The organism is Methanobrevibacter intestini, from assembly GCF_047402955.1.
GTDB lineage: Archaea > Methanobacteriota > Methanobacteria > Methanobacteriales > Methanobacteriaceae > Methanocatella > Methanocatella intestini.
Genome location: NZ_CP187956.1, coordinates 992,677 through 1,012,217, shown reverse-complemented (window position 1 = coordinate 1,012,217; position 19,541 = coordinate 992,677). Strand labels below are relative to the sequence as shown.

Here is a 19,541-nt window from a genome sequence, read left to right as displayed (position 1 = left end):
AGGTTAAAAAGATGTCTAAATATAATAAATTATTAATCGGATTTATAATCTGTATATTATGTATCAGCCCAATAGCTGGTGCAAATATTGATTGGAACACATTTCAGGGTAATTTAAATCACACGGGATATGTTGATGATAATTCTGACTTTGTTACAAATTTATGGGCCTTTAATATGGAATCACCAGTTGTAGGCTCACCGGCAATCTATGGAGACTTTTTATATGTTGTTTCACAGGAAGGTATTTTAAAAGTAATTGACATGGAAAATGGAACTGAAGACTGGTCATTTAATTTAAAAGGAGACAGTAATGCAACACCTGTAGTAAGTAACAATACAGTATTTGTAGGAAATAATCAAAGTTTTAAAGCTATAGATATTGAATCACAAGATATTTTATGGAAATATAATACTTCTGACGAATCTATTCAAGGTGCAGCTTATGTAGATAACGATACTGTTTATGTAGGTTGTGATAATGGGCATATTTATGGATTTAACATAGCTGACGGTAATAAAACTTTTGAAGCAGATTTAGGGGATGATGAAATAGTATCTTCTCCGATTGTTGTTAACGGATCTCTTTATGTTGGTTCAACTAATGGTAATGTTTACTGCATAAATTTAAATAACACAAATATAACCTGGCAATATGCTACAGGAGATGCAATTTACTCTTCTCCATCATATGCATATGGTAAAATTATAATAGGTTCTGATGATGATTCCCTTTATGCTTTAAATGAAACAAACGGGGATTTATGCTGGGATTATGATTTAAACAATAAAGTTAAATCTTCTCCATGTATTGATGAGTATAATAATAATGTTTATATCGGTTCTGATGAAGGTAATTTAACCTGTCTTGATTTAAGAGACGGAACTTTTAAATGGAGTCATGCTACTGGAGCTCCAGTTCAGTCAACTCCCGCTATAAAAGAAGATTTAATTGCATTTGGTTCCAATGATGGAACTGGCTATGTTTTAAATAAATACACTGGTGAAGAGGAATTTACTTACAATCCCGGAACTATATTATTTAATTCAGAAATAACTTCCTCTCCTGTTATTAATGGAAATAGTCTATTCTTCGCAGATCATAGTGGACATGTGTATTCATTAAACATGGATAAAAATGAAGTTCCGGCTAGCGAATATCTTTATTATACATTAGCTATTTTTGTTGTAATTTTAGTTGTGATTGTTGTTGTAGTTAAAACCATAAAAAAACACAATAAAAGATAAACTTTAAATATCTAAAAAGAAGTAATTACTAATTACATTAAAATGGGAAGTTTTAATTATGTATGGTAAAAATATCGAGACATTAAAAAAGGAAAATATGAATCTTGCTGATAAGATTTATATTTTTGATACAACTCTCAGGGATGGTGAACAAGCCCCTGGAGTTGCTCTAACAGTTGATGAAAAAATCCAAATTGCTCAAAAGCTTGATAAACTTGGTGTAGATAAAATAGAAGCAGGTTTTCCTGTATCCTCAAACGGTGAAAGAAAAGCTGCAAAAGAACTTAATTCATTAGGTTTGAATGCTACAGTTTTAGGTTTAGCTCGCAGTGTGCAAAAAGATATTGATGCTGTTCTTGATTCCGGATTGGACTACATACATACTTTTATCGGCACTTCTCCATTGCACAGAGACTATAAACTTAAAATGTCTAAAGAAAAAGTCATTGAAACAGCTGTTGAATCTGTTGAATATGCAAAAGATCATGGTTTAACTGTTGAATTTTCTGCAGAAGATGCAACAAGAACAGAACATGATTATTTATTTGATGTTTATGATGCTGTTGTAGATGCAGGAGCAGACTTTTTAAATGTTCCAGACACTGTTGGAGTATTGATTCCAGTTATAACTAAAGAATTAATTACTAATCTTAAGGAAAGATACACTACTCCAATCAGTGTTCATTTTCACAATGATTTCGGTTTAGCTACTGCAAATACATTAACTGCTATTGAATGTGGAGCAGATCAGGCTCATGTAACAGTTAATGGTATGGGAGAAAGAACAGGTAATGCTTCTCTTGAAGAACTTATTGTTGCACTTCATGCCGCTTACAACATTGACTTAAACATTGATACAACACAATTATATAGTTTATCTGAATTTGTAGGACGTATTACCGGTATTAAAATGCCTGTTAACAAACCTATTGTTGGAGCTAATGCATTTGCACATGAATCAGGTATACATGTTCATGGAGTGTTAAATAATGCTTTAACTTATGAACCGATTTCTCCAGAACTTGTAGGTCATTCAAGAAGAATAGTTTTAGGAAAACACACTGGAGCTAATGCAGTAAAAGCTAAATTAGAAAAATATAATATTGATTTAACAGAGGAACAATTCCAAAATGTATTTGATCAAATTAAAGCACTGGGAGATAAAGGTAAAACAGTTACTGATGATGATTTAAGAGCTATTGCAATAACTGAAATAAGCAGTGCTAAAGAAACTCCTATTAAACTTGAAGGTTTAGGAATATTGTCTGGAGCTATTGTATCACCAACAGCTACTGTTAAATTAAATATTAATGGAAAATTAAAAGAAACATCCTGCACTGGTGTAGGTCCAGTTGATGCAGCTATAAATGCTATAAGAGAATTAATTCAAGATACAATGGATATTGAACTTGAAGAATACAATCTGGAAGCTATTACTGGAGGTACTGATGCATTAGCTGAAGTATTTGTTATTTCTTCTGATGGTGAAGGCAATAAATCAACTGGTAGGGCAACTAATGATGATGTGATAATGGCCAGTATATTGGCTGTTTTAGATTCTATTAATAAAATTCTATTGATGGAAAAAAATTAGCTAAAGCAATATTTATATGTTAAAAAAATTATACATTTAATTGTATAACAGTCTATATGGAGTCATGATACTATGGAAGAAAATGTTATCTTTATTGGTAGTAAACCAGTAATGAACTATGTTCTAGCGGTAGTGACACAATTTAACGGTGGTGCAGACCATGTATCTCTTAAAGCAAGAGGTAAAGCTATTAGTCGTGCTGTAGACACTGCAGAAATTGTTAGAAATGGGTTTATCCCAAACGCTGATGTTGAAGATATTAGTATTGCTACAGAACAGATAGACACTTACAACGGTGAAAAAACAAATGTTTCAACTATTGAAATAAAAATTGTAAAAAAGAGTGAATAACTCTTATCCATTTTATTTTTTTTAATATAATTTACGAATATGCTTGTCAAACAGATATTTTGATAATTTTATATTTGAAGTTCCTTTTCCATGAGCTTCTACTTGACCTTTTTTAATAGATTTCAAAACACTGTCAATATTTAATTCACAGTCAATTAAACTATAACAGTCACCTAAGAAATCAATATAATGAGAGTCACTTGCACCTAAAGAGGGTATATTTTTTTTATTAGCTAATTTTTTAGCTTTATAGTTACACCAGCCAACAATAAAACGGGCATTTTTAGTTTCTATAGCATCAAAATTCAGTTCATCAGGATTGCTTTTACAGAATAATCCGTGTCTGTAAAAACAAAAAGGATGGGGAATAATAGCTAATCCTCCCTGGTCGTGTATTTTATCAATTGTTTCTTCGGGCTCTAAATCTCTTGGAACTGCTTCTTCACAACCAAAACCAAGAATATGGCCTTTGGAAGATGAAATTTCAATTGAAGGAATTACAAGTAGATTCTCAATATTTTTTGTTTTTTCAATTGCAATTTCAGAACCTTCTACTGTATTATGATCACTGATAGCTATGATATCAATTTTGTCTTCAATAGATTTTTTTATTATATCATCTATTTTTGTAGAAGAGTCCGGAGAATACTGGCAATGTATATGAGAATCTAGTTTATACATTTTATTCATTCCATTCAATGGTTTTGATTAATCCTACAGTTCCAGTCATCATAACATCTCCTCCGGGACATGCATGACGCCAGTCAAGGTTAGTTTTTTCAATTAATTCTCGTTTAGGGCCGCTAACAATGACTTTTTCTAATTTGGATATTGGATTTAGCACATGTGCTCCATGACCATGATCATTATATATCTCTTCATTTGTTATTTCTCCGCTGGCTAATCTGTTGATGTAATTTTCCAGTGATTCACCAGTTAAGTTAGAGGTGTGATGTTCAAATAATCCCTGAATTTTACCATTTTCTATTGATGCAGCAGTAGTATGTCCGTTTCCAATATCAATAGCTATAAAACTGTTTAATTTTAAAGCTTCTTCATCATAGCACATTCCGGCTATTGAAGCAAATTTTGTATCCATTAAAAGAGGTGTTTCTTCAATGCCTTCTTTTTTAAGAGCAGATTCTACAGATTTCATTCTGGAGTAGTAATCAGGAACATTTCCGTTAAATCCAAAGCTTTCAGGTTCTACAGGTTCACTTAATTTTTCTCTGATTTTTTCAAATCTGAAGTCCCTGTCTCCCATATTCTCATTGTATCCATGATCCTGAACAGCAATAGCTATTTTATCTATATCAAAGTCCAAATCATATCCTAATACAAATTCAGATAACTTTTTGATGTTTATATCTCCTAAATGAATTTTAGTATATCCTTCATAGCTTTTATTTTCATCGGCTATTTTAATTCCATAGGATTTTACCTGTTCCAAGTCATCTCTTATTGTTTTAGCACACTTTGCTTCCATTACTACATCGTAACCTTTTTCCATATGTTCAAGAATGCTTCTTTTTAATTTTCCCCCACCCATAATTTCTCCGTCAAAGTAAATGTCATTTTCAACTTCTTTAATCTGCTGGGAGATGTATAGGTGCGGTGAAGGTAAGACTAATTTAATTGAGTTTTCCAGCTCTTTTTCGTCGTTGTAAATTAGTATGTCCTGAGTCCCTGTTCCAACATCAATAGCTAAAATTTTCATATTTTTAAATAGGTTTTTATTCTATTAAAATATTGATTGTACAAAACTGTACACTAAAGTTTTAAATAGTACATTAACTAATTTATTAATATGAATTATAAAATCGTATTATCATCTGAAGATGTGCCAAAAAAATGGTACAATATTAACGCTGATTTACCTTGCGAACTTCCAATGCCAAAAAACAGTGAAGGAAAAGATCAGATTGGAGATTTGCAAAAAGCATTTACAAAAGCAGCACTGGAACAAGAGTTTGCAACTGAAAGATATATTAAAATTCCACAAAAAGTAAGGGAATTATACATGCAGATGGGAAGGCCAACTCCTTTATTTAGAGCTAGGCGCCTTGAAGAAAAATTAAACACTCCTGCTAAAATCTATTACAAAAGGGAAGATACCTCTCCTACAGGATCACATAAATTAAACAGTGCAATTCCTCAGGCATACTTTGCTAAAAAAGAAGGTGTTGAAAGATTAACAACAGAAACAGGTGCAGGACAATGGGGAACTGCCTTGTCACTTGCCTGTTCATTACTTGATTTGGACTGTACTGTATATATGGTTAAAGTATCATTTAACCAAAAACCGGACAGAAAAAACATAATGAATATTTATGGTGGCGAAGTATTTGCCTCCCCAAGTGAAAATACAGAATTTGGACGTAAAGTATTAGCTGAAAATCCTGATCATGTAGGATCACTTGGAATAGCTATTTCAGAAGCAATGGAAGAAGCTCTCAACAATGACAATGTAAAATACACTTTAGGCAGTGTGTTGAATCATGTAATGTTACATCAGACTGTCATCGGTCAGGAACTTAAAACACAGCTGGAAATAGCTAATGAAGAACCGGACACTATGATTGCATGTGTTGGCGGAGGAAGTAACTTTGCAGGTGCTTTATATCCGTTTATCAAAGATAAACTTGATGGAAACAGTGATACTGAATTTATTGCAGTAGAACCAAGTGCATGTCCAACATTAACTGAAGGTAAATATGAATATGACTTTGGAGATTCCAATGGATTTACTCCGCTTCTTAAAATGTATACCTTAGGTCATGACTTTGTAGCACCTTCTGTACATGCCGGAGGTTTAAGATATCATGGAATGTGTCCACAAATCTCATTACTTGCACATGAAGGATATATTAATCCTGTAACCGCTCATCAAAGAGATGTATTTAATGCAGGAATTCAATTTGCCAAATGTGAAGGAATTGTTCCGGCACCTGAAACTACTCATGCAATTAAAGCAGGTATTGATGAAGCTATTAAATGCAGACGAACAGGAGAAGAAAAAACCATTGTTATTAACTTTTCAGGTCATGGTATGTTGGATTTAAAAGGTTATGCAAACTACTTCTCTGGTGAAATGCCAAACAGTAAATAGAGTTGAGATTAATTCTCTACTCTATTAATTTGAAAGTATTCCGTAAAATACTGTTTGGAATAGTATACAGTACAAACTTTCTAAAAGCAACCAGTATTCCTTATATTTTTGATATTTTTTGTTAAATGGTTTAATTTTAAAATATATTGTGAATATTGTTATTGATAGGAATGGAATCATCAGTATAAACTTGGTATATGTATTGTTTATATCTATGTTAAATAATCTCATTATGATCATGTAGCTATATTGTATTATTAGCATAGTATATAATATTTTGAGATATTTTAGTTCTATATTTTTCATATTTATTCACCATTATCTAAGAGCATTATATCCTAAATAATCCCATGCATCTATTTTGTCATGTTTAAAATAGGAATATGTTTCATTTCTATCCATTTTTGCCGTTAATATAAATAGCATTATCTCTGTCTAATCTACCATCACTTAAAACTGGAACTTCAATAAATGCTTCATATCCATTATTATCTTTAAAACAAAAGGTTTTTGTTCTATCTTGAATCAGAGATGGATGATAACTGAAGTATTGCCAAGTATCCATAGGTTTTAAATCATTTCTCACTTGAACAGTAAATTCACCATATCCTATCATTAAACTAACTGCTGATTCTATTGCCTCCAAAATAGATGTACAACTTCTGTAGACATAATGCTGAATGTATCTTTGTTTTTTAGTATTGTAAAATTATTATTGATTATGGAGTTGCATAATAACTCTAAAGAACAGTTACTTGAATTTTTAGCAAAACTTAATGCTATATTTTCTAATTTGGATAATGCTAATGAATTAAGACAAAATTAATTTCATGTAATATTTGTTTTGTTGATTTATAAATTTTTTCAATTACATTTTATTTATAATTTATAACTTATAACTAAAAACTTATAACTAATAACTACTAACTATTAACTTATTTCTTATTCTTTATAAGTTATCACTTAAAATATCTAACTTATAACTTATTCCTTAAAACGTAGAATTTATAAGATAGAAGTTATAAAATATAACTTATACATTAAACCTTTTAACTTAAAACTTATCTCTTTTAAGTTATGAGGTATAAGTTATTAATTAAAAGTTATCTCTTTTAACTTATTTCTTAAAAGTTATATCCTATAAGTTATTTCTTAAAAGTTAAAACTTATTTCTAATAACTTAGAAGTTATCTCTTGTAAGATATAACTTAAAACTTATTTCTAATAACTTAAAACTTATCATTTATAAGGAGAATTAACTAATGAGTGAAATAATAGCTGTAATGAATCAAAAAGGAGGCTGTGGAAAGACTACAACTGTAGTTAATACAGCAACTTCACTAGCTGTAATGGGTAAAACTGTTTTGGTAATTGATATGGATCCTCAAGGTAATGCAACTACCAGCTTTGGGATTGATAAAACAAAATTAGAAAATACAATTTATGATGCAATTATTGGGGATGTAAGTGTTAAAAAAGTAACAATCCCTACATTTATCAAAAATTTATTTATTATCCCAAGTAATATTTCATTAAGTGGAGCAGGTGTTGAATTAAGCAAAAAGGAAAATTATCATATTGTTTTAAAGGAAACTCTTAAGGAATTGCCTCCTTTGTTTGACTATATTTTTATTGATTTGCCTCCTTCTTTAGGTGTTATAACAGTTAATGCATTAGTTGCAGCAGACAGTGTACTTATACCTATTCAGGCAGAATATTATGCATTGGAAGGAGTAGCTGATTTAATTAATACTATTAACTTAGTTAAAAAAAGACTTAGAACACCTGTTCCGATTAAAGGTATTCTTCTGACATTATATGATAAAAGAACAAGACTTAGTAAAGATGTCTACAAAGAACTTAAGAATCATTTTGGAAGTACAAATCTATTATTTAACACAGTGATTCCAAGAAATATCAGGTTAGCTGAAGCTCCAAGTTATGGTAAACCTTGTTTAATTTATGATTCTGAAAGTACAGGTACAAAAGCTTATTTAAGTTTAGCTAAAGAAATTATAGAACGGGATGGAGGTAATTAGATGGCTAAAAAATCAACAGGTTTAGGGAAAGGATTAGATTCTTTAATTCCTGATTTTTATGATGAAGACTTTGACAGTAATTCTGCAGTATCTCTGGAAGACATGTTAAGTGAAGATGAAAAACAAGAAGAATCTAGTGAAGATATTGTAGAAAATATTGATGAAGATGATTCTTCTAGTGAAGAATCTGCAGAAGAAAGTCCTGAAAATGAGGAATCTAATGAAGAAATTGTAGAAGAAGCCGCTGAAAATGAGGAGTCTAGTGAGGAAATTGTAGAAGATACGAAATCTCTTGATGATGATACTTCTGAAGAAGATGAAACTGGTGAAGATATTGTAGATAATCAAGAAGATATTGTAGAAGAAGATGAAAATCAACAAATAGATAATGAGGAAGAGGATAGCGATGAGGATGTCAACCAAGAGGAAGTTGAAGATATTGAAACATCATCCGAAGACTTACCTGGCAGTGAAAGTGATGAAGAAAGCATACAAGATCAAAAAGAACAGGAAAAAATCTTAGAGAATGTAGCTGAAGTTAAAGAGATCGTTGATAAAAATCCAAGAATTACTTTATGGTCTTCACAATCTGCAGCAGTATTTAGATATTTAAGAAAAACAGAACCTGAATTTAGTATTAGTAAAGAGGCTTCAGTTTTAATTGATGAAGCAGTTTCTAAAAAATATCCTGAGATTTGGGAATTATTCGAAGATATCTAAACTAGGCTGATATTCTCCGTCTAATTTAATGTATTTTTCAGCTCTATTTACAGCTATTCCTAATCTTTTCAATTCTTCTTTTTTTGTAAATCTGTATTTTTTTCTAATAGAAATTATTTTTTTAGCTGATTTTACACCAATGCCCGGAACTCTTATCAGGTCAATAAATGGTGCACTATTAATTTCTACAGGAAATATATTCATATTATTTGCAGCTAAAATTTTAGGATCAGTATCTAAGGATAATCTATCATCATCTTCAAATACTAATTCTTTAAGTTTGTAATTATAATCATTTAATAAACTGTCTGCATTGTAAAGCTTACCTACTCTTTGACTACTGCAGCTGTCTTTTTTTTCAAATTCAGTACCTTCAATAGGTGTAAATCCACTGTAATATGCACTATGCAATTTGGAATTTTTGTATATTTTATCTATTCTATGTAGAATTTCTCTGTCTGTTTCGTTATTTGCACCGATAATTAACTGTGTAGTATGAGTAGAATTTGGATATGTTGTAGAACTGTTTTCCAGTGAATCTATCCAATGTAATCTTTTCAGTATATCTTTTTTATAATCCTTTGTAGATGACAGTTCAGCCAAACCGCTTGGTGTAGCAGCTTCAATATTAATACTGACTCTATTAGCTAGTGCCATAGCTCTTTTAATAGAATCTTTTGATGCTCCAGGAACAATTTTTAGATGTATATAATCATCGTAACCATAATCTTTTCTAAGACATCTGCAGGTTTCTATTGTTTTTTCCATTGTAGAATCTTCATTGTCTGCAATACCTGAACTTAGAAACAGACCATTTACAAGACCTTTATTGTAGTATGTCATAAAAGCTTTAGCTAGTTCTTCAGGTTTTAACTCTAATCTGGTGAAAGTTCTTTTAGACTGATTAATGCAGTATTTACAGTCATTTTTACATTTGTTTGTAAGCAGTGTTTTAAATAATGGTATTTGACATCCATTATGACCTGTAGCATGGTATATTCCAGGCAGATTTACTTGTGATGATTTTTGATGATTTACATAATCACATAAATCATACTGAGCAGAGTCAGTTAAAACTTTCATCTTATGTAAAGTGGACATGATTAATTATTATATATTAGTTATAATTAATGCTTTTGGCAAGCATATGAAAAATAAAAAATAAACCAGACTATTTATTTAATCTGGTTTTGATTGAGTCAACATGTGCAAATAATCCTTCATATTCTGCTATTGGGATACAGGTCTTAGATATTTTTTCCAAACCTTCTTGTGTGATTTTTTGAACTGTTGGTTTTTTAATAAATGATTCTGTAGACAGTCCGGAATACATTTTAGCCCCTCCACCAGTTGGAAGAACATGGTTGGTTCCGGATCCATAATCTCCACATGCAACCGGAGAATATTTGCCTAAGAATATTGATCCTGCATTATTTATTTTACTTAATACCCCTTCGTCATCTTTTGTCATAATAACTAAGTGTTCCGGAGCATATTCATTTGTAACATATATTGCATCTTCAAAGTTTTCAGTAAGAATAATTTTTCCACTGTTAGCTAGAGCTTCTTTTATGATTTCAGATCTTGGAGCATCTTCGGTTTTTTTATCTACAATTTCTGAAACATCTTCAGCTAATTTTTCATCATCTGTTACAAAAAAACATGACGCTTTAGGGTCGTGTTCTGCTTGTGATAATATGTCTGTAGCAATATATTCTGCATTAGCTGTTTTATCTGCAAGTATCAGCACTTCAGATGGTCCTGCTGGAAACTCAATATCTACTTGACCAAATACTAATTTTTTAGCAGCTGTTACGAAAATATTTCCAGGACCTACAATTTTTTCAACTTTAGGGACACTTTCAGTACTATAAGCCATAGCTCCAATAGCCTGAGCTCCTCCTACTTTATATATTTCATCTGCTCCAGCTAAATGAGCAGCTACTAAAATTGCATTACCTATTTTACCGTCTTTTTGTGGTGGTGAACAGCAGATAATTTTTTTAACTCCAGCTATTTTTGCAGGAATTACAGTCATTAAAATTGTAGACGGATAAGCTGCTCTTCCTCCGGGAATATAACATCCAACACTGTTTATTGGCCTTACAATCTGTCCGGCAGTTATTCCTTCCCTAACTTCAATATTCCATTCTTCAGGAATTTCTTTTTTATGAAATTTTTCAATATTTGCAGCTGCTTTTTTTAGAGCTTCCAATAAAGTATCATCTATTGTATCATAAGCTTCTTTTATTTCTTCATCTGTAACTTTTAAATTATCTATTGTGACTTTGTCGAATTTTTGTGTATAATCTTTCAATGCCTGATCTTTGTTTTGTCTGACATTTTTTAGAATATCAGATACAGCATCTAAAACATTGTTTACATCTTCTTCTGATCTTTTAACAGTTTGTGATAAATCAATATCATCATATCTTAAAAGTTCCATCTAAATTACCTCAATATAGCTCCAGTATCTGCTGATTGAACAACTTTGCTGTATATTGATAACCATCCGTCAACATCTCTTTTTGGATTCTTTCTATTGGCTAATCTATTTGATATTTCCTCATCAGACAATTCCACATTTATAAATCTGTTTTCAATATCAATTTCTATTATGTCTCCATCTTCAATAGCTCCAATAGGACCGTCAGACATTGCTTCAGGTGATACATGTCCAATACAGGGACCCCTTGTTCCTCCAGAGAATCTTCCATCTGTAATAAGACCTACATCTTTGATTTCCATACCTGCAAGTGCAGAAGTAGGATTTAACATTTCCCTCATTCCGGGACCGCCTTTAGGGCCTTCATATCTGATTACTAAAATGTCTCCCTCTTCTACTTTATGATCAAAGATAGCTTGGGTAACTTCCTCTTCACTATCAAATACTTTTGCAGGTCCTTTAAGATGCATTAAATCTGGTGAAACTGCACCTTTTTTAACAACTGATCCGTTAGGTGCAATATTTCCTTTTAATATAGCTATTCCACCATCTTTATGTATAGGATTATCTAACGGATGGATAACATCAGTATTTGTAACTTCAACATCTTCAATGTTTTCTCCTAATGTTTTTGTTGTAACAGTAACAGCAGATGTATCAATTTTATCTCCAAGTGTTTTTAATACTCCAGGAATTCCTCCAGCTTTATGTAAGTCCATCATTGTATCTGTACCTGCTGGAGAAATTAGACAAATATGGGGAACTACTCTGCTGATTTTGTCAAATAAATCAAGAGTAACTTCAACACCTTCAACTTCATTAGCTATTGCAGGTATATGAAGTGCAGTGTTACTTGATCCGCCAAGAGCCATATCTACTGTAATTGCATTGTTAAATGCTTCCTGTGTTAAAATGTCTGACGGTTTCAAATCAGCTTCTACTAATTTAATGATTTGTTTACCTGAATTGTAAGCCATTTCTTCATTAGCTTTATCTGCTGCATGAGTTGTAGCACAAAATGGCAGGGATAATCCTAAAGTTTCTGTTACACATGCCATAGTATTTGCAGTAAATAATCCGGAACAGCTCCCTGCACCTGGACAGGCGCATTTTTCAATTTCGTAAACTTCCTCTTCTGATATTTTGCCTGCAGATTCCTGACCGACAGCTTCAAATACAGTAATCAAATCTGCATTTTTACCTTTATATTGTCCGGCAGCCATTGGCCCACCGGTAACTACGATTGCCGGAACATTTACTCTGGCTGCACCCATAATCATACCTGGAACTACTTTATCACAGCTAGGCATAAGTACTAATCCGTCAAAACTATGTCCTTTAGCCATACTTTCAACAGTAGCAGCTATAATTTCTCTGGAAGGAAGGGAATATTTCATTCCTTCGTGATTCATACTTATTCCGTCACAAATAGCCATAGTGTTAAATTCAAATGGAATACCTCCAGCAGCTATTATTCCTTCTTTTACAAATTCAACAAGTTTTCTGAGATGAATATGTCCGGGAACAATTTCTGTAAAACTGTTAGCTATTCCAATAAAAGGTTTATCAAAATCATTATCTCCAAGACCGCATGCTCTAAGTAAAGACCTATGTGGTGCTCTTTGAATTCCTTTTTTAATATTGTCACTTTTCATCTAATCACACAATTTAGTCTTTAGTATTTTAATATATAATATTTAATAATAAATAAAAGCTATGTTACTTATTTTAAAAGGGAATAATTTAATCTGTTGATTTATTCATGATTTAATGAAGTTTAATAATTTAACTGATTTTATACATGATTTATATTCTTTTTTATTAATTATTAGCTGATTTTAGTCTGTAACTTTTGATAATTAATCTTTTTAGAGCTTCTGATTTTATTGAATTAACTTATAAAAAATGGATTTTGGCCTGTTAATCAAATACTTTATTAAATATAAAAATTAAATTTCTTAATATAATGAAAACTTAATTTTATTATAATTATTTTTTTAAAAAACCTAGAGGTGAACCAATGCAAGGTTTATTAAACGAATGGAGAAGAACAAATTATACTAAAAATGTTACTCCTGATTTAACTGGACAAGATGTCATCGTCATGGGTTGGGTACATGAAATCCGTGATTTAGGTGGAATCATCTTTGTTATTATTAGAGATAGAGAAGGTAAAGTACAAATTACCGCACCAAGTAAAAAAGTGGATGCAGAAATACTTGAAGATATCAGAAAACTTAGAAAAGAATCTGTTGTAGCTATTAAAGGTACAGTTCAAGAAGCTAACCAAGCACCTACTGGCGTTGAAATTATTCCTAAAGAAATTAATCTTTTAAATTTAGCTAATCAGCCACTTCCTATGGATCCTACTGATAAAGTTAAAGCTGAAATTGATACAAGATTAGATTCAAGATTCATTGATTTAAGAAGAGATAATGTCAGCGCTATTTTCAAAATTAAAAATAGAATGTTCCATACTGTAAGGGATTTCTTCTATGAAAATGGATTTATGGAAATTAACACTCCAAAACTTGTAGCTTCTGCTACTGAAGGAGGAACTGAACTTTTCCCAATTACATATTTCGAAAAAGAAGCATTCTTAGGCCAATCTCCACAATTATACAAACAGATGATGATGTCTAGTGGAATGGATAGGGTATTTGAAATCGGCCAAATTTTCAGAGCTGAAGAACATGATACTTTAAGACATTTAAACGAAGCTGTTTCTATTGATGCAGAAGCTTCTTTTATGGATGATGTTGATGTAATGAAAATACTCAACAATATGATTGAACAGGTTATTATTGACATCAATGAAGACTGTAAAGAAGAATTAAACATATTGGAACATGAAATGCCTGTTCCAGACGGCCCTTTCCCTGTTGTAACTTATGATGAAGCAGTAGATATTGTAAACTCCAGAGATGTTGAAATGAGCTGGGGTGAAGATTTATCCCGTGCAGGTGAAAAAGCATTAGGTGATGTAATGGGAGGATTCTACTTCTTAACTGAATGGCCTTCTGAAATTAAACCGTTTTATGTAATGCCTAATTCTAAAGATCCTACTAAAGCACATGCATTTGATTTAATGTATAATAACTTGGAATTATCTTCTGGTGCTACCCGTGTACACCAATACGATGTTTTAGTAAAACAAATTGAAGATAAAGGATTGAATGTAGCTTCATTTGGTAGCTACTTAAAAGCTTTCGAATATGGTATGCCTCCTCACGCTGGCTGGGGTGTAGGTGCTGACAGATTAGCTATGGTACTTACTGGTGTTGAAAATATTCGTGAAACAGTTCTCTTCCCAAGAGACAGACACAGATTAACTCCTTAAATTTTGATTGTTATGGAAGAATTTGATATAGCTGTAATTGGCGGGGGTCCTGCAGGAATAATGGCTGCAATAGCTGCTTCTGCAGATTCAAATGTTGTATTGCTTGAAAAAAACTCCTCTTTAGGTCATAAACTTCTTATTACTGGAGGAGGCAGATGCAATATAACCAATGAAAAGCCAATTAAAAAGCTATTAAATTCTTTTCATGATAAAAACTTTTTAAAACACTCTTTTTACACTTTTACAAATGAAATGCTACTGGACTTATTTAGAAACAGAGGTCTTGATTTTATAATTGAAGATAATAATAGAGTATTTCCAGAAACTGAGAAATCTCAAGATATATTAGCTATTTTAAAAGATTACTTAAAAGATATAACTATAAAATACAATTATAAAGTTTCAGATATTAAAAAAGAAAATAATTTTGTAATAAATAATGACATTATTGCTAAAAAAGTCATAATAGCTACTGGGGGAGCTACATTTCCAAAAACAGGTTCTGCAGGAGACGGATATTGTCTGACAGATAATCCGGTTACAGATATTAAATATGGGCTGGTTCCTTTAATAACTAAAAAAGACTTGTCAGATATTGCAGGAATTACCTTATATGATGTTGTTATAAAATATAAAAACTTCAAAATTAAAGATAATGTTCTAATAAGTCATGTTGGATTAACAGGTCCCGGAATTTTAAATATAAGTAGTGAAATTTCCAGAAATGTGGATTATAATATTTTGGATAATGCTGATGTTAAATTAGATGAAGTCTTGTCTGTTGATTTATGCCCTGATTTTAATCAGGAAGAATTAAAAACTAAATTCACTAATGATTTTCAGGATAAAGGAAAAACATACATTAAAAACTACTTAAAATACTTTTTAACTAATAATTTTATTCCATTCTTTTTAGAATCTGTTGAAATTGAAGGGGAAACTCAATTAAGCAGAATTAATAAAAAACAAAAAAATAAGTTAGTTGAAGCTTTAAAAAATTTTAAATTTGAAATATCCGCTTTCAATAAAGATTTAAGTCATGTTACTTTAGGTGGGATAGCTATTGAGAATATTAATCCTAAAACTATGGAATCAACAATAACTGAAGATTTATATTTTGCAGGTGAAGTTTTAGAACCTGTCGGCCCTACAGGTGGATATAATCTCAAAATAGCATTTTCTACAGGATATTTGGCAGGTTTATCTGCATCTAAAAAATAAAATAGAATTATTTTAGCTATTCATTTTTTGCAGATAATTTAGATGATTTATTATTTTTCATGGATTCCTTTAGTTCACCAAGAGTTGCCATTCCAATATTGGTTACATAGGATACGTCATATAAATCCATTTCTTTTTTTATCAGTTCCTCAGCTATTTCAAAGCTGGATTCTTTTATTCCTTTTTCGAATCCTTCGTTGTATTTTTGTTCTCCATATTCTTCTTCTAATGTAAACATATTATGACCTTACTTTTTGTATATTGTTTCTAATTCTCTTGTTGGGATGTCTGTTATCTCTGATACAAATTTCATTGGCAAATCTCTTTTTAATAATTTTTCAGCTGTTTCTACTTTATTTTTTTCTATGCCTTTTTTTCTCCAGCTTCAAATCTGGACTGACCAAATTCTTCTAATAATCTCATATTATCACTTAGTATATTGCTTAATTTTATTCGTGTTTCTTTATTTTCAATAAATTTATCTACTAATAGTCAAGTTATGCCTAATACAAATTCTGACTTGTGGTGTATTGATTTTATTAATTTATTTAGTGTCTGCACAGTTTTTTCTAGCTGTTTTTCTATAGTGCATTCAAAACTCATTAATGGTGATAATGCAAGGTTTATCAATTTCAGTCCGGTTTATTTTTTATTTTATTTTCAATAATATTTTTAGCTTCATCACCGTCTTTGTTTTTTAGAGATATTACTAGTATTTTAAAGCTACAGCTATTATTAATCTTGTAATCAATCACTTTGGTTTAAGCAAAACAATATTGTAACATGATTTGTTTTTTAAAAAACCTGAATCAGAAATATATTCTTTTTAGTATTATATAAGTGAAGCTTATTTTCATTTTAAGAGAATAAAAGCAATATTATTGTTTTATAGGAGTATTTGATTCATACAGCTTAAAATAACATTTTTAACGGTAAATAATTGCATTTTTAAAATTATAAATATATTAACATTATATATTATATTATGAAAAATCAGATGTTTATGGGTGCATCAACTAAACAGGGTTATGATATAGCTACTAAAAGTAGGGAAATTATTCGTAATCTTATTGGTGATGACATTAAAGATTTGGCTCCGGCTGAAAGAGATATTGTTGAACGTATTGTTCACTCTACAGCTGATCCAGAATATGCTAAACTTGTACATATGAGTGCTGATTTTGTTGAAGCAGCTATGACTTCTTTAAGGAATAAAGAAACAATTTTAACTGATATTAATATGGTTAAATATGGTATAACTCAATATGATGGAGAAGTTGAATGCTTTATTAAAAATGAGGAAGTTAAAAAAATAGCTAAAGAAAATCAGATTACAAGAGCTGCTGCTGCTATGAGGTATGCTGCAGAAAATGATTTTGAAGGAATTGTTGTTTCTGGTAATGCTCCAACAGCTGTTTTTGAAGCTATGGACTTATATGAAAAAGGCGAAATGAACCTTAAAGCTATTGTTGGAGTTCCTGTTGGTTTTGTTGGTGCTGCTGATTCAAAAGAAGCTTTGAGAAATTCAAATATTCCAAATATTATTGTTGAAGGCCCTAAAGGTGGAACACCAATAGCTGTGGCCTGTGTAAACTCTTTAATTCAAAATTTATAATGTGATAATATGTTTTCCAAAGATTTGTTCCAAGAATCTAAAAAATTCATTCCTGGAGGAGTTAGTTCTCCAGTTCGTGCATTTGAACCGTATCCTTTTTTTGTTAAAAAAGCTAGCGGTTCAAAAATATATGATGTTGATGGAAATAAGTATATTGACCACTGTTTGGCTTATGGTCCTTTAATACTTGGACATGCAGATCCGAAAGTAGTTAGGGAAGTTTCTAATCAATTAACAATTGGTTCTGCTTATGGCGCTCCAACTGAAAATGAAATTATTTTAGCAAAAGAAGTTGTTGACAGAATACCTAGTGCTGAAATGGTAAGATTTGTAAATAGTGGTGGGGAAGCTACTATGAGTGCTATTAGATTAGCCCGTGGTTTTACTGGTAAGGATAAAATCATTAAATTTGATGGTGCTTACCATGGCGCTCATGATTATACATTGGTTAAGGGAAAACCTGGTGAGGCTTGTGTTCCGGATACTAAAGGAATTCCTCTTGATACAGCTAAAAACACTTATTCTGTACCTTTCAATGATGAAGAAGCTTTAAGTGATTTAATCCAAAAAGATGGAGATAACATAGCATGTCTTATTATGGAAGTAGTTATGGGTAATATTGGATGTATTGAACCTAAAAAAGGATTTTTGGAATTTGTAAGAAAAATCACCGAAGAAAATAATATTTTATTAATATTTGATGAGGTTATAACAGGTTTTAGATTAGCCAGAGGTGGTGCTCAGGAATATTATGGTGTAACTCCTGATTTAACTACCATGGGTAAAATTGTAGGTGGTGGTTTGCCTATGGGTGCCTTTGCAGGTAAAAAAGAAATAATGGAATTGATAGCCCCTAACGGTCCAGTTTATCAGGCCGGTACTTTTAGCGGTAATCCAATTTCTGTTCAGGCAGGAATATCTACCTTAAAACAGCTTGATGATAAATTTTACAAAGATTTGGAAAGAAAAGGAAACTTTTTAAGAAGCAATATTCAATCAGTAATTGATGAACAGGGATATAATATTACTCCTGTAGGCTGCGGATCAATGTTTCAGATATATTTCAACCCTGCTCCAGTTTACAATAATGAAGATGCCCATAATTCTGATGCAAAAAGATTCTTGAGATACTTCAGAGCATTACTGAAAGAAGGGGTTTTCATTCCTCCAAGTCAGTTTGAATGTAACTTTATTTCAAGTGCTCACACTATGGAGGACTTAACACAGACTGCAGAAGCTATTGAAATGGCTTTGGAAGTAGCTTTTAAGAAAAAAGGATAGTGTCATCTGTTTGACATTATTTTTTATTTTATTTTATCAGTAATTTAACCGTCAATCCAATTTCATGTTTAAAAATATTTTATAAGTTTTAGCTAAATTATTTATAATTATTAATATATATTTAATTATTAAGGTGTTAGCGTGACAGATTATAAAGAAATCATATCTTACATCGTTATTCTTGCAGTAGTTTTAATAGCTGCCCAACACTTAAATGTAGTTGTTTCAGGAAGTATGGAACCTGTTTTCTATAGGGGAGATATTGTAGCTGTTGAAAAAGCTGATTTTTTAGGAATTCATGAATTTGATCCTAATGATGTACAGGTAGGAGATATTGTTGTTTATGATGCAACATGGTATAATGAACCTGTAATTCATAGGGTAATTAATATTACAGAAATAAATGGGACAACGTATTATATGATTAAAGGAGACCATAACAGTCATCCTGACCCATATTATGCAACAGCAGATCAAATAAATGAAAGGGTATTGACTTGGGATGGCCATCCTATTGTTATTCCATATATTGGAAATATTTCTCTTTGGTTAAGAGGTTTGTAGTTTAAAGGTGAGTT

The 19,541-nt window shown here is 31.2% G+C and carries 19 protein-coding genes; 11 read left to right on the top strand and 8 right to left on the bottom strand.

Annotated features, from left to right (window positions below):
- Positions 1–11: 11 nt before the first annotated feature.
- The 3 genes from ACMC9J_RS04665 to albA all read left to right on the top strand — a co-directional run bounded on the left by ACMC9J_RS04665 (position 12) and on the right by albA (position 3,192).
- Positions 12–1,247, top strand: coding sequence for a PQQ-binding-like beta-propeller repeat protein (locus tag ACMC9J_RS04665; RefSeq protein ID WP_427002959.1), 1,236 nt, complete (start codon positions 12–14; stop codon positions 1,245–1,247).
- 58 nt (positions 1,248–1,305) lie between these two features.
- Positions 1,306–2,841 carry a 2-isopropylmalate synthase gene (locus ACMC9J_RS04660; protein WP_019265133.1) on the top strand — a complete coding sequence of 512 codons (1,536 nt, stop codon included), beginning with the start codon at positions 1,306–1,308 and terminating at the stop codon, positions 2,839–2,841.
- A gap of 72 nt (positions 2,842–2,913) precedes the next feature.
- The gene (gene albA / locus ACMC9J_RS04655) at positions 2,914–3,192 is read left to right on the top strand and encodes a DNA-binding protein Alba (protein ID WP_004032678.1); all 279 of its coding nucleotides are present in this window, start codon (positions 2,914–2,916) and stop codon (positions 3,190–3,192) included.
- Between the two features lie 21 nt (positions 3,193–3,213).
- Here the strand turns inward: albA and ACMC9J_RS04650 are convergent, their stop codons facing one another.
- Both ACMC9J_RS04650 and ACMC9J_RS04645 read right to left on the bottom strand, forming a co-directional pair.
- Positions 3,214–3,882, bottom strand: coding sequence for a PHP domain-containing protein (locus tag ACMC9J_RS04650; protein WP_427002958.1), 669 nt, complete (start codon positions 3,880–3,882; stop codon positions 3,214–3,216).
- Positions 3,875–4,909 carry a DUF1786 domain-containing protein gene (locus ACMC9J_RS04645; protein WP_427002957.1) on the bottom strand — a complete coding sequence of 345 codons (1,035 nt, stop codon included), beginning with the start codon at positions 4,907–4,909 and terminating at the stop codon, positions 3,875–3,877. The genes ACMC9J_RS04650 and ACMC9J_RS04645 overlap by 8 nt, the downstream gene beginning before the upstream one ends.
- Positions 4,910–4,999: 90 nt before the next feature.
- On the opposite strand from ACMC9J_RS04645, the gene ACMC9J_RS04640 reads away from it, so the two are divergent.
- Positions 5,000–6,301, top strand: coding sequence for a TrpB-like pyridoxal phosphate-dependent enzyme (locus ACMC9J_RS04640; RefSeq protein WP_427002956.1), 1,302 nt, complete (start codon positions 5,000–5,002; stop codon positions 6,299–6,301).
- 24 nt (positions 6,302–6,325) lie between these two features.
- On the opposite strand, the gene ACMC9J_RS04635 is transcribed toward ACMC9J_RS04640, so the two are convergent.
- Positions 6,326–6,607: a hypothetical protein gene (locus ACMC9J_RS04635; protein WP_141562465.1), complete on the bottom strand. Its 282-nt coding sequence runs from the start codon at positions 6,605–6,607 to the stop codon at positions 6,326–6,328.
- Between the two features lie 88 nt (positions 6,608–6,695).
- A complete protein-coding gene (locus ACMC9J_RS04630) occupies positions 6,696–6,947 on the bottom strand; it encodes a hypothetical protein (RefSeq protein WP_304160729.1) in 252 nt (83 codons plus the stop codon).
- Between the two features lie 616 nt (positions 6,948–7,563).
- On the opposite strand from ACMC9J_RS04630, the gene ACMC9J_RS04625 reads away from it, so the two are divergent.
- Positions 7,564–8,340 carry a ParA family protein gene (locus tag ACMC9J_RS04625; protein ID WP_019265128.1) on the top strand — a complete coding sequence of 259 codons (777 nt, stop codon included), beginning with the start codon at positions 7,564–7,566 and terminating at the stop codon, positions 8,338–8,340.
- A complete protein-coding gene (locus tag ACMC9J_RS04620) occupies positions 8,341–9,060 on the top strand; it encodes a hypothetical protein (protein ID WP_019266844.1) in 720 nt (239 codons plus the stop codon). It abuts the gene before it with no gap.
- Here ACMC9J_RS04620 and ACMC9J_RS04615 read toward each other — a convergent pair.
- From ACMC9J_RS04615 to ilvD, 3 genes are all read right to left on the bottom strand, one after another.
- Positions 9,043–10,161 carry a radical SAM protein gene (locus ACMC9J_RS04615; RefSeq protein WP_019265126.1) on the bottom strand — a complete coding sequence of 373 codons (1,119 nt, stop codon included), beginning with the start codon at positions 10,159–10,161 and terminating at the stop codon, positions 9,043–9,045. The two genes, ACMC9J_RS04620 and ACMC9J_RS04615, sit on opposite strands and share 18 nt — an antisense overlap.
- Before the next feature lie 70 nt (positions 10,162–10,231).
- A complete protein-coding gene (gene hisD / locus ACMC9J_RS04610) occupies positions 10,232–11,506 on the bottom strand; it encodes a histidinol dehydrogenase (RefSeq protein WP_019265125.1) in 1,275 nt (424 codons plus the stop codon).
- A gap of 5 nt (positions 11,507–11,511) precedes the next feature.
- Positions 11,512–13,161, bottom strand: coding sequence for a dihydroxy-acid dehydratase (gene ilvD, locus ACMC9J_RS04605; protein WP_427002955.1), 1,650 nt, complete (start codon positions 13,159–13,161; stop codon positions 11,512–11,514).
- Between the two features lie 365 nt (positions 13,162–13,526).
- On the opposite strand from ilvD, the gene aspS reads away from it, so the two are divergent.
- Both aspS and ACMC9J_RS04595 read left to right on the top strand, forming a co-directional pair.
- Positions 13,527–14,846, top strand: coding sequence for an aspartate--tRNA(Asn) ligase (gene aspS, locus ACMC9J_RS04600; RefSeq protein ID WP_019266840.1), 1,320 nt, complete (start codon positions 13,527–13,529; stop codon positions 14,844–14,846).
- A gap of 12 nt (positions 14,847–14,858) precedes the next feature.
- Entirely contained in the window at positions 14,859–16,067 is a 1,209-nt protein-coding gene (locus tag ACMC9J_RS04595; RefSeq protein WP_019266839.1) for an NAD(P)/FAD-dependent oxidoreductase, read from the top strand.
- 16 nt (positions 16,068–16,083) lie between these two features.
- Here the strand turns inward: ACMC9J_RS04595 and ACMC9J_RS04590 are convergent, their stop codons facing one another.
- Positions 16,084–16,305, bottom strand: coding sequence for a hypothetical protein (locus ACMC9J_RS04590; RefSeq protein ID WP_427003620.1), 222 nt, complete (start codon positions 16,303–16,305; stop codon positions 16,084–16,086).
- A gap of 747 nt (positions 16,306–17,052) precedes the next feature.
- On the opposite strand from ACMC9J_RS04590, the gene ACMC9J_RS04585 reads away from it, so the two are divergent.
- The 3 genes from ACMC9J_RS04585 to ACMC9J_RS04575 all read left to right on the top strand — a co-directional run bounded on the left by ACMC9J_RS04585 (position 17,053) and on the right by ACMC9J_RS04575 (position 19,527).
- Positions 17,053–17,682, top strand: coding sequence for a cobalt-precorrin-8 methylmutase (locus ACMC9J_RS04585; RefSeq protein WP_019266836.1), 630 nt, complete (start codon positions 17,053–17,055; stop codon positions 17,680–17,682).
- 9 nt (positions 17,683–17,691) lie between these two features.
- Positions 17,692–18,963: a glutamate-1-semialdehyde 2,1-aminomutase gene (hemL, locus tag ACMC9J_RS04580; RefSeq protein WP_094516611.1), complete on the top strand. Its 1,272-nt coding sequence runs from the start codon at positions 17,692–17,694 to the stop codon at positions 18,961–18,963.
- Between the two features lie 141 nt (positions 18,964–19,104).
- Entirely contained in the window at positions 19,105–19,527 is a 423-nt protein-coding gene (locus ACMC9J_RS04575) for a signal peptidase I (RefSeq protein ID WP_004032699.1), read from the top strand.
- The last annotated feature ends 14 nt before the right edge of the window (positions 19,528–19,541 follow it).

Excerpts from the sequence above, each read along its gene's own strand:
- aspS (WP_019266840.1), top strand. The coding sequence starts at position 13,527 with ATGCAAGGTTTATTAAACGAATGGAGAAGAACAAATTATACTAAAAAT.
- ilvD (WP_427002955.1), bottom strand. The coding sequence starts at position 13,161 with ATGAAAAGTGACAATATTAAAAAAGGAATTCAAAGAGCACCACATAGG.
- ACMC9J_RS04590 (WP_427003620.1), bottom strand. The coding sequence starts at position 16,305 with ATGTTTACATTAGAAGAAGAATATGGAGAACAAAAATACAACGAAGGA.
- ACMC9J_RS04595 (WP_019266839.1), top strand. The coding sequence starts at position 14,859 with ATGGAAGAATTTGATATAGCTGTAATTGGCGGGGGTCCTGCAGGAATA.
- ACMC9J_RS04635 (WP_141562465.1), bottom strand. The coding sequence starts at position 6,607 with ATGAAAAATATAGAACTAAAATATCTCAAAATATTATATACTATGCTA.
- ACMC9J_RS04585 (WP_019266836.1), top strand. The coding sequence starts at position 17,053 with ATGAAAAATCAGATGTTTATGGGTGCATCAACTAAACAGGGTTATGAT.
- albA (WP_004032678.1), top strand. The coding sequence starts at position 2,914 with ATGGAAGAAAATGTTATCTTTATTGGTAGTAAACCAGTAATGAACTAT.
- ACMC9J_RS04625 (WP_019265128.1), top strand. The coding sequence starts at position 7,564 with ATGAGTGAAATAATAGCTGTAATGAATCAAAAAGGAGGCTGTGGAAAG.
- ACMC9J_RS04650 (WP_427002958.1), bottom strand. The coding sequence starts at position 3,882 with ATGAATAAAATGTATAAACTAGATTCTCATATACATTGCCAGTATTCT.
- ACMC9J_RS04620 (WP_019266844.1), top strand. The coding sequence starts at position 8,341 with ATGGCTAAAAAATCAACAGGTTTAGGGAAAGGATTAGATTCTTTAATT.
- ACMC9J_RS04665 (WP_427002959.1), top strand. The coding sequence starts at position 12 with ATGTCTAAATATAATAAATTATTAATCGGATTTATAATCTGTATATTA.
- ACMC9J_RS04615 (WP_019265126.1), bottom strand. The coding sequence starts at position 10,161 with ATGTCCACTTTACATAAGATGAAAGTTTTAACTGACTCTGCTCAGTAT.
- ACMC9J_RS04640 (WP_427002956.1), top strand. The coding sequence starts at position 5,000 with ATGAATTATAAAATCGTATTATCATCTGAAGATGTGCCAAAAAAATGG.
- ACMC9J_RS04645 (WP_427002957.1), bottom strand. The coding sequence starts at position 4,909 with ATGAAAATTTTAGCTATTGATGTTGGAACAGGGACTCAGGACATACTA.
- hisD (WP_019265125.1), bottom strand. The coding sequence starts at position 11,506 with ATGGAACTTTTAAGATATGATGATATTGATTTATCACAAACTGTTAAA.
- ACMC9J_RS04660 (WP_019265133.1), top strand. The coding sequence starts at position 1,306 with ATGTATGGTAAAAATATCGAGACATTAAAAAAGGAAAATATGAATCTT.
- hemL (WP_094516611.1), top strand. The coding sequence starts at position 17,692 with ATGTTTTCCAAAGATTTGTTCCAAGAATCTAAAAAATTCATTCCTGGA.